At 62.4% G+C, this 13,812-nt stretch carries 13 protein-coding genes; 7 read left to right on the top strand and 6 right to left on the bottom strand.

The window, feature by feature from the left end; genetic code table 11:
• The first annotated feature begins 22 nt into the window (after nt 1-22).
• Complete coding sequence (locus tag MIC97_RS05315; RefSeq protein ID WP_239799155.1) at nt 23-988, top strand: ABC transporter substrate-binding protein; 966 nt, start codon at nt 23-25, stop codon at nt 986-988.
• Between the two features lie 58 nt (nt 989-1,046).
• Here the strand turns inward: MIC97_RS05315 and MIC97_RS05310 are convergent, their stop codons facing one another.
• Entirely contained in the window at nt 1,047-1,505 is a 459-nt protein-coding gene (locus tag MIC97_RS05310; RefSeq protein WP_183831187.1) for an Lrp/AsnC family transcriptional regulator, read from the bottom strand.
• A gap of 135 nt (nt 1,506-1,640) precedes the next feature.
• On the opposite strand from MIC97_RS05310, the gene MIC97_RS05305 reads away from it, so the two are divergent.
• Nucleotides 1,641-2,924, top strand: coding sequence for a cystathionine gamma-synthase family protein (locus tag MIC97_RS05305; RefSeq protein WP_239801040.1), 1,284 nt, complete (start codon nt 1,641-1,643; stop codon nt 2,922-2,924).
• Between the two features lie 431 nt (nt 2,925-3,355).
• Here the strand turns inward: MIC97_RS05305 and MIC97_RS05300 are convergent, their stop codons facing one another.
• Genes MIC97_RS05300 through MIC97_RS05290 form a run of 3 tightly spaced genes read right to left on the bottom strand, consistent with a single transcriptional unit; the run spans nt 3,356 to nt 7,224 of the window.
• Nucleotides 3,356-5,005, bottom strand: a complete 1,650-nt coding sequence (locus MIC97_RS05300; RefSeq protein ID WP_239799154.1) for a thiamine pyrophosphate-binding protein — start codon at nt 5,003-5,005, stop codon at nt 3,356-3,358.
• The gene (locus MIC97_RS05295) at nt 5,002-6,177 is read right to left on the bottom strand and encodes a CaiB/BaiF CoA-transferase family protein (protein WP_239799153.1); all 1,176 of its coding nucleotides are present in this window, start codon (nt 6,175-6,177) and stop codon (nt 5,002-5,004) included. The genes MIC97_RS05300 and MIC97_RS05295 overlap by 4 nt, the downstream gene beginning before the upstream one ends.
• A gap of 60 nt (nt 6,178-6,237) precedes the next feature.
• Nucleotides 6,238-7,224 (bottom strand): alpha/beta hydrolase, encoded by a 987-nt coding sequence (locus MIC97_RS05290; protein WP_239799152.1) that lies wholly within the window; start codon nt 7,222-7,224, stop codon nt 6,238-6,240.
• A gap of 350 nt (nt 7,225-7,574) precedes the next feature.
• Here MIC97_RS05290 and MIC97_RS05285 point away from each other — a divergent pair, with 350 nt between their 5' ends.
• The 3 genes from MIC97_RS05285 to tam all read left to right on the top strand — a co-directional run bounded on the left by MIC97_RS05285 (nt 7,575) and on the right by tam (nt 10,626).
• Entirely contained in the window at nt 7,575-8,033 is a 459-nt protein-coding gene (locus MIC97_RS05285) for a DsrE family protein (RefSeq protein WP_239799151.1), read from the top strand.
• A 109-nt stretch (nt 8,034-8,142) separates the two neighbouring features.
• Complete coding sequence (gene ettA, locus MIC97_RS05280; RefSeq protein ID WP_239799150.1) at nt 8,143-9,792, top strand: energy-dependent translational throttle protein EttA; 1,650 nt, start codon at nt 8,143-8,145, stop codon at nt 9,790-9,792.
• 63 nt (nt 9,793-9,855) lie between these two features.
• Complete coding sequence (gene tam / locus MIC97_RS05275) at nt 9,856-10,626, top strand: trans-aconitate 2-methyltransferase (protein ID WP_239799149.1); 771 nt, start codon at nt 9,856-9,858, stop codon at nt 10,624-10,626.
• Nucleotides 10,627-10,632: 6 nt separating this feature from the next.
• On the opposite strand, the gene MIC97_RS05270 is transcribed toward tam, so the two are convergent.
• Together MIC97_RS05270 and tsaA are read right to left on the bottom strand one after the other, a co-directional pair.
• A complete protein-coding gene (locus tag MIC97_RS05270) occupies nt 10,633-10,947 on the bottom strand; it encodes a DUF2293 domain-containing protein (protein WP_239799148.1) in 315 nt (104 codons plus the stop codon).
• Nucleotides 10,944-11,450, bottom strand: coding sequence for a tRNA (N6-threonylcarbamoyladenosine(37)-N6)-methyltransferase TrmO (tsaA, locus tag MIC97_RS05265; protein WP_239799147.1), 507 nt, complete (start codon nt 11,448-11,450; stop codon nt 10,944-10,946). The genes MIC97_RS05270 and tsaA overlap by 4 nt, the downstream gene beginning before the upstream one ends.
• A gap of 122 nt (nt 11,451-11,572) precedes the next feature.
• Between tsaA and MIC97_RS05260 the strand changes: the two genes are divergently transcribed.
• Complete coding sequence (locus tag MIC97_RS05260) at nt 11,573-12,586, top strand: metalloregulator ArsR/SmtB family transcription factor (protein ID WP_239799146.1); 1,014 nt, start codon at nt 11,573-11,575, stop codon at nt 12,584-12,586.
• On the top strand, nt 12,586-13,500 hold the full coding sequence (gene metF / locus MIC97_RS05255) for a methylenetetrahydrofolate reductase [NAD(P)H] (RefSeq protein ID WP_183831165.1): 915 nt from the start codon (nt 12,586-12,588) through the stop codon (nt 13,498-13,500). Before MIC97_RS05260 ends, metF begins: the two co-directional genes overlap by 1 nt.
• Nucleotides 13,501-13,812: the final 312 nt, after the last annotated feature.

Raw genomic sequence — 13,812 nt, 5'->3', positions numbered from 1 at the left:
GGCTTTTCAGAGGGTGAGAACAATGAAAAAAATGCTCGTATCGTTGCTTGCCGGGGCGATGTCCCTTGCCGCCGCACAGGCCATGGCTGCGGACAAGGTGGTTCTGCAGCTCAAATGGGTGGCTCAGGGCCAGTTCGCAGGCTATTTCGTGGCCAAGGAAAAGGGCTTTTATGAAGAGGAAGGGCTCGACGTCGAGATCAAGAACGGCGGCCCCGATATCGCGCCCGAGCAGGTGATCGCCGGCGGCGGCGCCGATGTGATCGTGACCTGGATGGCGGCGGGTCTGGCCGCGCGCGACAAGGGCGTCAATCTCGTCAACATCGCCCAGCCCTATGCCAAGTCGGGCCTTGAACTGATCTGCCCGAAGGATGGCCCGGTGCAGACCGAAGCAGACTTCAAGGGCCATACGCTGGGTGTGTGGTTCTTCGGCAACGAATATCCGTTCTATGCGTGGATGAACAAGCTGGGGCTGCCCACCGAAGGCGGAGCGGACGGCGTGACCGTGCTGAAGCAGAGCTTTGACGTGCAGCCGCTGATCCAGAAGCAGGCCGACTGCATCTCGGTGATGACCTATAACGAATACTGGCAGGCGATCGATGCCGGCTTCAAGCCCGAGGATCTCGTGGTCTTCAACTACACCGAACTCGGCAACGACCTTTTGGAGGACGGGCTCTATGTCATCGAGGACAATCTCAAGGATCCGGCCTTCGAGGACAAGATGGTGCGCTTCGTGCGTGCTTCCATGAAAGGCTGGAAATATGCCGTCGACAATCCGGAAGAAGCGGCTGAAGCCGTCATGGAAGCCGGTGGCGAGGACGAAAACCACCAGAAGCGCATGGTGGGTGAGGTCGGCAAGCTGATCGGCGACGGCAAGCTCGACCCGGTGGTCTATGAGCGCACCGCAAAGGCGCTTCTCGACCAGAAGATCATCACCAAGGAGCCGGAGGGCGCCTACACCACGGCGATCACCGACAAGGCGCTGCAATAGACGCAGGCATTGGACGCGAGGAAGAGAAGGGGCGGGAAACCGCCCCTTTCACATTCGCTCAGATGCGCCGTTCCTTGATCGTGCTCATGATGAAGGAGGTCTCGATCGAGGCCACGCATTTCAGGCGCGCGATCTTTTCCTTGATGAAGCGCTCATATTCGCCGAGGCCGGAGGCGGCGACCTTGAGCAGATAGTCCCGCTGGCCGGTGACGAGATGGCATTCCAGAACCTCATCCCACTCCTGAACGGCCTGCTCGAACATGACGATGTAGTCCTCGTTCTGCTGGACGAGCCGGATGGTGGCGAGCGCCGTCATGGTCCAGCCGAAGGCGGCGGGGTCGACCAGCGCTGTGTAGCCGCGGATGACGCCGCTTTCTTCCAGCCGCCGCACACGCCGCAGGCAGGGCGAGGGCGACAGGCCGATCCTTTCGGCCAGATCGATGTTGGGCAGCCGCGCATCCGCCTGCAACTGGCTGAGAATTTTCCGGTCGAACTCATCGGCAATTTTTTGCGTCATTTTTGGCTGTCCGTGGGCATGAATTGCGGTGTTTCAGTCACAATCAGCTTAAAATAGCAAGGACTGCACGTCATTCTTTGGCTAGATTGCGCAAAGGATTGAAAAATGGGCCGCAAGGCCGCTTCGGGAGCCGTCATGACCGCGCCAAAACCCTCCAGAACCCATATCGGCAATCACAAGCTGCATCCCGAGACGATGATGCTGAGCTACGGGTTCGACCCATTGCTTTCGGAGGGCGCGGTCAAGCCGCCGGTTTTCCTGACCTCGACCTTCGTGTTTCATTCGGCCGAGGAGGGGCGCGATTTCTTCGACTACACCTCCGGCCGCAAGGAGCCGCCGCAGGGCACCAGCGCGGGACTGGTCTATTCGCGCTTCAACCATCCCAACAGCGAGATCGTCGAGGATCGGCTGGCGGTTTATGAAAACACCGACAGCTGCGTGCTGTTCTCGTCCGGCATGTCCGCCATCTCGACGGCGATCCTCGCCTACGCGAAGCCGGGTGACGTCATCCTGCACTCGCAGCCGCTCTATGGCGGTACCGAAACACTGCTGGCGCGCACGCTGGCCGGGCTTGGCATCCAGGCCGTCGGCTTCTCCAATGGCGTGGATGGCGAGGCGGTTCGCAAGGCGGCGAAAGACGCCGCCGCAAAGGGGCGGGTGTCGATCATTCTGGTGGAAACGCCGTCCAATCCCATCAACAGCGTCATTGATCTCGCGCTGATGCGGCAGGTGGCGGATGAGCTTGGCAGTTCGCAGGACCACCGCCCGGTGGTGATGTGCGACAACACCATGCTCGGGCCGGTCTTCCAGCGCCCGGTGGAACTCGGCGCGGACGTGTCGCTCTATTCGTTGACCAAATATGTCGGCGGCCATTCCGATCTCATCGCCGGGGCCGCGATGGGGCCGAAGGACGTCATCAAACCGATCAAGGCGCTGCGCGGCGCCATCGGCACCCAGCTCGACGCGCATTCCTGCTGGATGCTCGGCCGCTCGCTGGAAACGCTGGCGCTGCGCATGGAGAAGGCCGATGCCAATGCGAAGGTTGTGGCGCAATTCCTGCGCGACCATGACAAGGTGGAAAAGGTCCATTACCTGCCATTCCTCGACGCTGGCAGCCCGGAAGCCAAGGTATTTCAGGCCCAGTGCACGGGGGCGGGCTCGACCTTCTCCTTCGACATTCGCGGCGGCGAGAAGGCAGCTTTTGCGTTCCTCAACGCGTTGCTGCTGTTCAAGCTGGCGGTCAGTCTCGGCGGCACGGAATCGCTGGCCAGCCATCCGGCGGCGATGACCCATTCGGGTGTGCCGCTGGAGGTGCGCCAGCGCATTGGCGTGCTCGAAACCACCATCCGCCTGTCGATCGGCGTCGAGCATCCCGACGATCTGGTTGCCGATCTGGAGCAGGCGCTGGCCGCGGCCTGATTGCCGCAAGGGCTCGCCAGTTTCGGAGAGCCTTGAGGCTTCAGCGTTTCTCGCGAAGGCATCAACCGCCGCGCCGGTGAGAGCGGGCGCGGTAGTTGGTTTTCCCCGGTGATGCAGAAGCGGAAAAACTGGTTTCGATCCACGCTCCCGCGAAGAGAGCGACACGATGATCTCGCGGGTTTCTTCCTCGCCATTGCAGTTTCGATCCACGCTTCGGCGAAGGAACCAAAGCGTCCGCATTTTCCTTCACCTATTGCCAGGTAAAAGTTTCAATCACGCCCCCCGCGAAAGGAGCGACTTCGACGGCCAGCGCTGGAGCTGCTGCCAGAGGTAGTTTCGATACATGCTCCCGTGAAGGAACGATGCGGCCGGAAATCTCGCGATAAACCGGCCGCATGCTTTCATTTGCCTTCCCGCAGGCGGAAAGCTGGCTAGCGCTTCTCGCGGACGTCGGTCAGCGTGCGCGCGGGCGTGATCGCTTCGGGATCAAGCTTGATCTCGATGATCGCCGGCTTGCCGCTTGCCCGGGCCCGCTCGAAGGCGGGAGCGAAGGCATCGGTGCTCTCCACGGTCTCGCCATGGCCGCCGAAGGCGCGCGCATAGGCGGCGAAGTCCGGGTTCTTCAGGCTGGTGCCGGAAACGCGGCCCGGATATTCGCGCTCCTGATGCATGCGGATGGTGCCGTAGATGCCGTTGTTGAGGATGACGACGATCACGGGCAGATCATACTGCACTGCGGTCGCGAACTCCTGACCGTGCATCAGAAAATCCCCGTCGCCGGCCCAGACGATCACTTCGCGATCCGGAAACACGCTTTTCGCGCCGACGCCCGCCGGCACGCCGTAGCCCATGGAACCGGAGGTCGGGGCCGCCTGCGTGTTGAAGCGCCGGAAGCGGTGGAAACGGTGCATCCAGGTGGCGAAATTGCCGGCGCCGTTGCAAATGATCGCGTCTTCCGGCAGCACACCCTCCAGATAATCCATGATCGGACCCATCTGCACCGCGCCGGGGCCTGTCTTCGGCGGGGTGGACCATGCCAGATAATCGGCATGGCGCTGCTTCGTCTCGCTCGCCCAGACCGGTGCGGTCCTCGGCTTGCGGGAGGCGAAGGCCTCGACGAAAGCGGAAGGCGAGGCGTTGATGGCAAGGGTCGGCCGGTAGACGCGGCCGAGCTCATTGGCGTCGACATGGACATGGACCAGCTTCTGGTCCGGATAGGGGCTCTTCATCAGCGTGTAGTCGGACGAGGGCATCTCGCCGAAGCGGCCGCCGACAAGCAGGATGAGATCTGCCTGCCTGATAGCGTCGGCCAGTTTCGGGTTGAGGCCGATGCCGACATCGCCGGCGTAGTTTTCATGGCAATGATCGAACAGCATCTGGCGGCGGAAGGAGACGCCGACCGGCAGGGCCCAGTCTTCCGCGACCTGCCGCATATGGGCAACCGCGTCTTCGCTCCAGCGGGTGCCGCCGAGGATGACGAAGGGGCGCTTCGCCTCGCCGAGCAGCTTTTCGAGCTGGTTCAGCTCCGCATCGCCCGGGCGGGTCTCGACCGGCGTGAAGGGAAGGGCCTGCGGCGCCTCGACTTCGGAGACCAGCATGTCTTCGGGCAGCGACACGATGACGGGTCCGGGGCGGCCGGAAGTGGCGACGGCGAAGGCGCGCGTCACCAGTTCAGGGATGCGGGCAGCGTCGTCGATCTCGACCACCCATTTGGCGATGTCGCCGAAGAAGGCGTGGTAATCGACCTCCTGAAACGCCTCGCGATATTTTGCGTGACTGGCGATCTGACCGATGAAGAGGATCATCGGTACGGAATCCTGCATGGCGATGTGAACGCCGGCAGAGGCATTGGTGGCGCCGGGGCCGCGGGTGACGAAGCAGACGCCGGGCCGGCCGGTGAGGCGGCCCTGACAGTCGGCCATCATGGCGGCCCCGCCCTCCTGCCGGCACACGATGGTGCGGATGTCGGAATCATGCAGGGCATCGAGCACGGCCAGATAGGATTCGCCCGGCACGCAGAAGATGCGGTCGGTGCCGTTGGCTTCCAGCGCCTCGACGATCAGTTGTCCTCCGGTTTTCATCGCGACTTACGCTCCTCCAGCTCTGCGAGTATGTCCTCAGTGTGTTCGCCCAGACGCGGCGACGGGCGCTCATAGGCGAGCGGCGTGGCCGACATGACCATCGGCGCGCGCACCGATGGCAGGGCGTTGCCGTGGCCGTCGTCCAGATCAAGCCGCATGCCGCGCGCCACCACCTGCGGGTCGGCGAATGTCTGGGAAATGTCGTTGATCGGGCTGGCCGGCACGCCAGCCTGTTCCAGCGCGGCAAGGATTTCGGCGCGCCCGAAACGGGCAAGTGCGGGCACGGTGTGTCCGCGCAGCGCATGGCGGTTGGCGACGCGTGCCGAATTGGTGGCAAATTGAGGGTCTTCAGCCAGTTCGGCGCGGCCGATGACAGCGCAGAATTTGGCGAACTGGCTGTCATTGCCGACGGCAAGGATGAAGTGGCCGTCGCTGACCGGCAGCACCTCATAGGGCGCGATGTTGGGATGGGCGTTGCCCATGCGGTTGGGCGCGGTGCCGGACACCAGATAGTTCAGGTTCTGGTTGGCGAGAACCGACACCTGCGTGTCGAGCAGGGCCATATCGATGTGCTGGCCTTCTCCTGTCTTCTCGGCATGGCGCAGCGCCGCCTGCATGGCGATGACCGAATAGAGGCCGGTAAAAATGTCGGTGACGGCGACGCCCACCTTCTGCGGCTCGCGATCCGGCTCGCCGGTGATCGACATCAGGCCGGACATGCCCTGCACGATGAAATCGTAGCCGGCGCGGGGCGCATAGGGTCCATCCTGCCCGAAGCCGGTGATCGAGCAGTAGATGAGCTTCGGATTGACCGCCTTCAGGCTTTCGTAGTCGAGGCCGTATTTCTTCAGGCCGCCAAGCTTGAAGTTCTCGATGAGGATGTCGGCGTCGGCCACCAGCCGGCGCACGGTCTCAGCACCTTCCGGCGTGGAGAAATCGAGAGCGATCGAGCGCTTGCCGCGGTTGCAGGAATGGTAATAGGCGGCCGACAGGTTCTCGCCGTCCTTGCCCTCGACGAAGGGCGGTCCCCATTTACGGGTATCGTCGCCCTGCGGGCTCTCCACCTTGATGACGTCGGCGCCAAGGTCGGCCAGCACCTGCCCTGCCCATGGGCCGGCCAGAATGCGGGCCAGTTCGATGACGCGGATGCCTTGGAGTGGTGGAGGGGCCATGGTCTGCTCACTGCTTTGTAATGAAGGTTGAAGAGGTGGTAGCAAGGCTTTCCGATGCTGTCACGCTGGGTGAGATGGGCCAGATCCGGCGGGGCAGACCCTTTCCAGCCACGCCATGAAGCCGGCCATGATCTGGTCCCGGTTGATCTCGTTGAGGCTTTCATGGCGGGTCTGCGGCCAGATGGTCGTGGTCACGTCGGAAAAGCCCATGGTCTTCATGCGCGAGGCAAGCTGGCGCATGCTTTTGCCGCCATCCGTTGCAGGATCGCCTTCGCCGCCGACCAGATAAAAGGGCAGGGTGCGGCGGATGCCGGCGAATTGCGCATTGTCGGCTCCGTTGCCGGCAAGGCGAAACAGGTCGATCCACAGCGAGACCGACGCATTCCAGCCGCAGAGCGGGTCGGCGATATAGGCATCGACCACGGCCGGATCGCGCGACAGCCAGTCGAAGAGCGTGCGATGGCCGGGAACCGCCTTGCCCCATGCTTCAAAGGTCAGCTTCGGCAGAAGCCGCGAAGGCACGTCGGAGCCGAGGCGGAAGCGCTCAAGGGCAAGAATTGCGCGTGCGGCGAGCGCGGGAAGGCCAGACTGGAAATTCGAGTTCCAGACGGAAGCGGCATGAATGCGGCCGGAGTGACGCAGCACATAGTTGAGCGCGATCATGCCGCCCATCGAATGGCCGAAAACGATGACCGGCAGGCCGGGGTGTTTTTGGGCGATGAGGTCGTGGACGGCATCGACATCGGCGATCAGCTTGTCCACGCCATCCTTGCCGGCAAAGCGGCCTTGGGTCTTATCGGGGGCCGCAAAGCGGCCGGGGGGCGCATCGGGCGCGCGGGTGAAGCCGTGGCCGCGATGGTCATGCGCATAGACGTGGAAGCCGTGGGCGGACAGGAGTTTCGCAAAGGCCGCGTAGCGGGCGGCATGTTCGGCAAGGCCGTGATTGATCTGGATGACGCCGCGTGGCACTGCCGAGGCAGGCTCGACATACAGGTTCAGCGTTGCCCCGCTGCTGGTCGAAAGCGTTTGTCGGTCGCTGAAGCTCATCTTTGTTCCCGCCCGCCGGAAAACTGCACGATTGGCGCGGGTCCGATGTCCTTACGGGCAAGGGAGCGCCAGCCGCATGGCTGCACAGAAAGCTTTTACGTGCAACAGCTTCAGACGGGTCATGATGAATTGAGATGGAATGATGCGCGCGGCGACTGAAGGATCAGGCCCGCACCTGTGGGGGGGGGGCACCCTTCGCGTGTCCGGCAAGACGCTCCGGGGGCGGCGGGATCAGTTTCCGTGTACAGCTGTCACCTTGTTTTATGAACGGGTCCCGGCAAAATGACGGTTACGGGTATTATATGCAATAAACATGATATATCGATATGTCTTTCAGGGAGGATATATCGATGAAGTTGAGACTTGGGATCGCAATCGTCATGATGGCAATGGCTGTTTTTTCGACATCAGGCCCCGCCGGCGCGGGCGAACGCTACGGCCAGCAGAAGGTTGTCTATCACATCAATGGCGATGGTGGTCCCGAGGGCAAGCTCTACAAGGCGGCCCTGACCAATGTCCAGAATCACGTCAACGCGGTGGGGCGCGACAATATAGAGGTGAAGATCGTTCTTCACGGCGACGGGCTGAAGCTGTTGATGCAGGCGCAGGATGATGTCACGCTGCAGTCGGCGGTGACCAGCCTGAAGACGCAGAACGTCTCCTTTCTGGTGTGCAACAACACGCTGACGGGCCGTCACATCGATTTCGAATCGGAGCTGTTCGAGGTCTTCGACGACGACATCGTTCCCTCCGGCGTTGCCGAACTCAGTCATCTGCAACAGCAGGGTTACACCTATATAAAGCCCTGACAGGCGCCATCAGGCCGGCCCGGCCGGCGGAGCAGGGGCATTGCCCCCAGCCGGTCTTTCGCCTACATAGCGGCCAACCTCCGATCACGAATTGTTCAAGGAAGAGCGCGTGGCACGCCAGTTCATCTATCACATGGCCGGCCTGAACAAGGCCTACGGCACCAAGAAGGTGCTGGAGAATATCCATCTTTCATTCTACCCGGACGCCAAGATCGGCATTCTGGGACCCAACGGCGCCGGTAAGTCGACGATCCTGAAGATCATGGCCGGGCTCGACAAGGAATATACCGGCGAAGCCTGGCTGGCTGAGGGTGCCACGGTCGGCTACCTTGCGCAGGAGCCGGATCTCGACCCGAAAAAGACCGTGTTCGAAAACGTCATGGACGGCGTTGCCAAGAAGACGGCCATCATCGAGCGCTACAACGAGCTGATGATGAACTATTCCGACGAGACGGCGGACGAGTCGGCCAGGCTTCAGGACGAGATGGACCGCCTGAACCTGTGGGATCTCGAACAGCAGGTCGAGATGGCCATGGATGCGCTGGCCTGTCCGCCCAAGGATGCGGACGTGACCAAGCTTTCGGGTGGCGAGCGCCGCCGCGTGGCGCTGTGCCGCCTGCTGCTTGAAGAGCCCGATCTTCTGCTGCTCGACGAACCGACCAACCACCTTGACGCCGAGACCACCTCGTGGCTGGAAAAGCATCTGCGCGCCTACAAGGGCTCGGTGCTGCTCATCACCCACGATCGCTACTTCCTCGACAATGTCACCGGCTGGATTCTGGAGCTAGACCGCGGCCGCGGCATTCCGTACGAGGGCAACTACACCAAATATCTGGAAGCCAAGGCCAAGCGCCTCAAGCAGGAAGGCCGCGAGGACGATGCGCGCCAACGCGCCATCAGCCGCGAGCGCGAGTGGATCCAGTCCAGCCCCAAGGCCCGCCAGACCAAGTCCAAGGCCCGTATCAAGGCGTTCGAGGATCTGCTCACCGCAGCGGATTCGCGCCGTCCGACCGACACCCAAATCGTCATCCCGCATGGCGAGCGGCTGGGCAATGTGGTCATCGAGGTCGAGGGCCTGTCCAAGGGTTTCGGTGACGAGCTGCTGATCGAGAACCTGTCGTTCAAGCTGCCTCCGGGCGGCATCGTCGGCGTCATCGGTCCGAACGGCGCGGGCAAGACCACGCTGTTCCGCATGATCACCGGGCAGGAAAAGCCGGATGCCGGTTCGATCCGCGTCGGCGAGACGGTCAGGCTCGGCTATGTCGACCAGAGCCGCGATGCGCTCGATCCCAACAAGACCGTGTGGGAAGAGGTGTCGGGTGGTGCTGAAGTCGTCAAGCTCGGCAAGTTCGAAGCGAACACCCGCGCCTACTGCTCGTCCTTCAACTTCCGTGGACAGGACCAGCAGCAGAAGGTGGGCAACCTTTCGGGCGGTCAGCGCAACCGCGTGCATCTTGCCAAGATGCTGCGCAATGGCGGCAACGTTCTGCTGCTCGACGAACCGACCAACGACCTCGACACCGAAACGCTGGCGGCACTTGAAGATGCGCTTGAGAATTATGCCGGCTGCGCCGTCATCATCTCTCACGATCGTATGTTCCTCGACCGTCTGGCCACGCATATCCTGGCCTTCGAGGGCGACAGCCACGTCGAATGGTTCGAGGGCAACTTCGAGGATTACGAGCAGGACAAGATCCGCCGGCTGGGTCCGGAGGCGGTCAATCCGCACCGCATGACCTACAAGCGCCTGACCCGCTGATTTTTCACACGCCCCGCCAAAAACGGGGCGTTTTGTTTTGTCGAGTAAGCCATTGGGGGCGCAATGAAAGACTGGTCGGCCACGCAATATCTGAAATTCGAGGACGAGCGCACGCGCCCGTCGCGTGACCTGCTGGCGCAGGTGCCGGCCGTCTCGCCCCGCCGCGTTGTCGACATCGGGTGCGGGCCGGGAAATTCCACCGAGCTGCTGGCCGGGCGCTGGCCGGACGCCGAGGTTTCGGGCATCGATACGTCGCCGGACATGCTGGAAAAAGCCCGCAAGCGCCTTCCGGGCGTCAGCTTTGAACTGGCGGACGCCGAAAGCTGGTCGCCTGCGGAGAAAGCGGACGTGCTGTTCGCCAACGCCGTGTTCCAGTGGCTGCCCAACCACCCGCAGGTGCTGGTGCGGCTGATGGACCAGCTTGCGCCGGGCGGCACGCTGGCCGTGCAGATGCCCGACAATCTGGGCGAGCCCTCGCATCGGCTGATGCGCGAGACGGCCGCCGAAATGCCGTTCGCGGCGAAGATCGCCGATGCGGCGCGCGATCCGCTGCCGCCCGTGCAGCATTATTATGACCTGCTGACGCCGCTGAGCGCGCGCCTCGACATCTGGCACACATTCTACAACCACCCGCTGGCCGGACCGGATGCCATCGTCGAGTGGCTGAAATCGACCGGGCTGAAGCCTTTCGTCGATCCGCTGGAAGAGGATGAGCGGCAGGCGTTTCTTGCGCGCTATCTGGAAAAGATCGCGGCTGCCTATCCGGCCGCTGCCGATGGCAAGGTGCTGCTGCGCTTTCCGCGCCTGTTCATCGTGGCCGTGCGCAAGGACTGAAACTGCTCAGCTGTCGTCCTCGTCAGGGTCGAGGAGGCGCGTGGCCCGCCATTTCGTCAGCCATGCATTGATCTCGTCGACCACGAAGAACCGGGCCGAATCCCGGTCATAGCCTTCGGCCAGCAGCTTTTCGTAGTCCGTGTGCGCATGGCGGATATGGGCCACCGTTGCCAGCCAGACGGCGATGGAGGCGGGCAGGGCTTTCAGATGCGGCGCGCCGGCATCGGCCCTGATCTTCTCGATATCGGCGTAGGGCGCCATCGGCAGAAGCGCGGTAATTGCCTTCGCGATCGCCTTCTGGCGCCCGGTGGAGCGGATCATGTCCGCTCCTTGTTCGGGATTTTCGCGTCCGCGATGGCATCGACGGACGGGAAATAGGGCTTGATGTCGAGGACAGGCGTGCCGTCCAGCACATCGATCGCATCCAGATCGATGATTCCGGAACTCCGGTCGATGCGGAGGATGGTGGCGGTGTGCAGGCCGATGGGGTTGGGGCGGGCCGGCGAGCGGATCGCGAAAACGCCTTTGGCTTCAGTCGCATGGCGCGGTTTCTGCACAATCAGATTCCGCGGCGAATGGTGCAGCCATGTCAGGATGTGGATGTGGCTGTAGCCTTCGAGACCGGAAAGCCCGTCGCGGTAAGCGGGTTCAAGCACCAGCCTTGCCGGTGCGTTGCGCTCGCGTGCCTGTCGCATGTTCTTCGGGCATTCCTCGCGCAGGGTCCATGGCGAGGACATGCGGCCGATGAAGACGACATGCCCGTCAGGCTCCATCCCGGCGGGGTCCTCAGTCAGCTTCAGCTCGTCGTGACGTTGTTCAAACATGCGCGTGCGCTCCGGATTTTCACAAAACGGGTAGGACAAAAATCACCCGTTGCAAATCTTTCGACAATGACATAAACATATCTTTATATCTTTCTTGAATGTCACCTTAGGTAAGGCTGGGCATGAACGTCACCCTCGATACGATGGTAGATACCTTGAAGGCGGCTGCGGAATCCAGCCGGCTGCGCATCCTGATATTGCTGGCGCAGGGCGACCTGACGGTATCCGATTTCACGGAAATTCTCGGCCAGTCGCAGCCGCGCGTTTCGCGCCATCTCAAGCTGTTGCTCGAAGCGGGCCTGATCGGCCGCTATCAGGAGGGGTCGTGGGCCTTTTTCCGGCTCTCGGATCAGGAAATGGCGCGTGCTTTCGTGATGCGGCTGATCGCCGGCGTCGATGCCGCCGATCCGCCGATCGAGCGCGACATGGAGCGGCTGGAGACGGTCAAGCGGCGCCGGCAGGAGCGGGCGACCGAATATTTTTCGCAAAATGCCGCGAGCTGGGACGAGATTCGCTCGCTGCATGTGCCCGACAAGGCGGTGGAGACGGCTATTCTGGAACTGGTCGGCAAGCGTCCATTCCAGTCCATGCTCGACCTTGGCACCGGCACCGGGCGTGTGCTGGAGATCCTGTCGCCGCTCTACCGGCGTGGCGTCGGCATCGACATGTCGCGCGAGATGCTGGCCGTTGCGCGCGCCAATCTTGAGCGCGCCGGCGTCACCAATGCGCAGGTGCGGCAGGGCGATATCTTCGCGCCGCCGGTGGAGCGTGATGCCTATGACCTCGTGACCATTCATCAGGTCCTGCACTATCTCGATGATCCGGCCCGCGCCATTTCCGAGGCCGCGCGGCTGCTGCGCCCGTCCGGGCGGCTGATCATCGTGGATTTCGCGCCGCATTCGCTGGAATTCCTGCGCGAAGAGCATGCACATCAGAGACTGGGCTTTTCCGACCGCCAGATCGGCGAGTGGTTTGCGGAGTCCGGGCTTGATCTGGAAAGCAGCCAGGAATTCGAGCCGCAGGGCAACAGCGGCGGCAGGCTGACCGTCAAGCTCTGGCTCGGTCGCGACCGTCGCCTGCTGATCGCGGATCCCATCCCAACCTCCCATGCAGTACGAATCGGGGAAGTCGCCTGATGAACCAGTATCGTTTTTCCCGGCGTGCCGATCTGGGAGACAGCATCCGTGTCTCGTTCGAGTTCTTCCCGCCCAAGACGGACGATATGGAGACGCGGCTCTGGGAAACCGTTACGCGCCTGCAGCCGCTGCATCCGCATTTCGTGTCGGTGACCTATGGCGCGGGTGGTTCGACGCGCGAGCGCACGGCGCGCACCGTTGCCCGCATCATCCGCGAGACCAGCCTTGCGCCTGCCGCCCATCTCACCTGCATCGATGCCTCGCGCGAGGAAGTCGACGCCGTGATCCGGCAGTTCGTTGAGCTTGGCGTCACGCGTTTCGTGGCCCTGCGCGGTGATCCCGCTGCGGGTGCCGGCACCGGCTACCGGCCGCATCCCGACGGCTATGCCAATGGCGCGGAGATGGTGGCGGCGCTTCGCCGTCAGGGCGATTTCGACATTTCGGTCTCGGCCTATCCCGAAAAGCATCCCGAAAGCCCGGACTTCGCCACGGATATCGATATGCTCAAGCGCAAGGTGGACAACGGCGCGACGCGCGCCATCACCCAGTTCTTCTTCGACAACGACGTGTATGAGCGCTATGTCGAGCGCGTGCGCCGTGCGGGCATCTATATCCCCATCGTTCCGGGCATATTGCCGGTTCACAACATCGGGCAGGTCGTGAATTTTTCGGCCCGCGCCGGCGCGCATGTTCCCCTGTGGCTTCGAGAGCGCTTTGCCGGGCTGGAGAACGATCCGCAGACGCATGCGCTGGTGGCCGCCGCCGTGGCGGCCGAGCAGGTGCACGATCTCGTCGAGCGTGGTGTCAGCGATTTTCATTTCTACACGATGAACCGTTCCGATCTCGCCTTCGCGGTGTGCCATATGATCGGCATTCGCCCGCGCAACGGAAACGGAGCGAGCGTGGCCGCCTGACGAGACGGCCACAGGCCAAACACCACAAACAAAAAAGGCCGGGCTCTGTGCCCGGCCTTTTTGTTTGATCTCTGCTTTCAGGTTGTGGGTTCTGTATTACTGGCCCCCGTGACCTTCAGGTCAGGGAAGGACGCCTATGATCAGAGCGCCGACGAACGCGAAAGCGGCGCAGATTATCAATGCGTTGATAGGCCTCGTAAGTCCCATAAATAGCCTCCTTCTGAAAAGCTATTCACGGAATCTAGAAGCATTTTGCCGGCAGACAAGCAAAAAATTTTCGCCATTGCGGCGGATTTGTGGAGAGGTTTCTGC

This window comes from Aquamicrobium sp. NLF2-7, assembly GCF_022359935.1.
Classification (GTDB): domain Bacteria; phylum Pseudomonadota; class Alphaproteobacteria; order Rhizobiales; family Rhizobiaceae; genus Mesorhizobium; species Mesorhizobium lusatiense.
The sequence above is the reverse complement of the archived record's forward strand: the minus strand, read 5'-3'. Positions and strand labels throughout refer to the sequence as shown.

What these genes read in the sequence shown, in the direction of transcription:
- tsaA (WP_239799147.1), bottom strand. Translation starts at nt 11,450, where the DNA reads ATGTTTGAACAACGTCACGACGAGCTGAAGCTGACTGAGGACCCCGCC.
- MIC97_RS05285 (WP_239799151.1), top strand. Translation starts at nt 7,575, where the DNA reads ATGAAGTTGAGACTTGGGATCGCAATCGTCATGATGGCAATGGCTGTT.
- MIC97_RS05260 (WP_239799146.1), top strand. Translation starts at nt 11,573, where the DNA reads ATGAACGTCACCCTCGATACGATGGTAGATACCTTGAAGGCGGCTGCG.
- MIC97_RS05290 (WP_239799152.1), bottom strand. Translation starts at nt 7,224, where the DNA reads ATGAGCTTCAGCGACCGACAAACGCTTTCGACCAGCAGCGGGGCAACG.
- MIC97_RS05295 (WP_239799153.1), bottom strand. Translation starts at nt 6,177, where the DNA reads ATGGCCCCTCCACCACTCCAAGGCATCCGCGTCATCGAACTGGCCCGC.
- MIC97_RS05310 (WP_183831187.1), bottom strand. Translation starts at nt 1,505, where the DNA reads ATGACGCAAAAAATTGCCGATGAGTTCGACCGGAAAATTCTCAGCCAG.
- MIC97_RS05315 (WP_239799155.1), top strand. Translation starts at nt 23, where the DNA reads ATGAAAAAAATGCTCGTATCGTTGCTTGCCGGGGCGATGTCCCTTGCC.
- MIC97_RS05300 (WP_239799154.1), bottom strand. Translation starts at nt 5,005, where the DNA reads ATGAAAACCGGAGGACAACTGATCGTCGAGGCGCTGGAAGCCAACGGC.
- metF (WP_183831165.1), top strand. Translation starts at nt 12,586, where the DNA reads ATGAACCAGTATCGTTTTTCCCGGCGTGCCGATCTGGGAGACAGCATC.
- tam (WP_239799149.1), top strand. Translation starts at nt 9,856, where the DNA reads ATGAAAGACTGGTCGGCCACGCAATATCTGAAATTCGAGGACGAGCGC.
- MIC97_RS05305 (WP_239801040.1), top strand. Translation starts at nt 1,641, where the DNA reads ATGACCGCGCCAAAACCCTCCAGAACCCATATCGGCAATCACAAGCTG.
- MIC97_RS05270 (WP_239799148.1), bottom strand. Translation starts at nt 10,947, where the DNA reads ATGATCCGCTCCACCGGGCGCCAGAAGGCGATCGCGAAGGCAATTACC.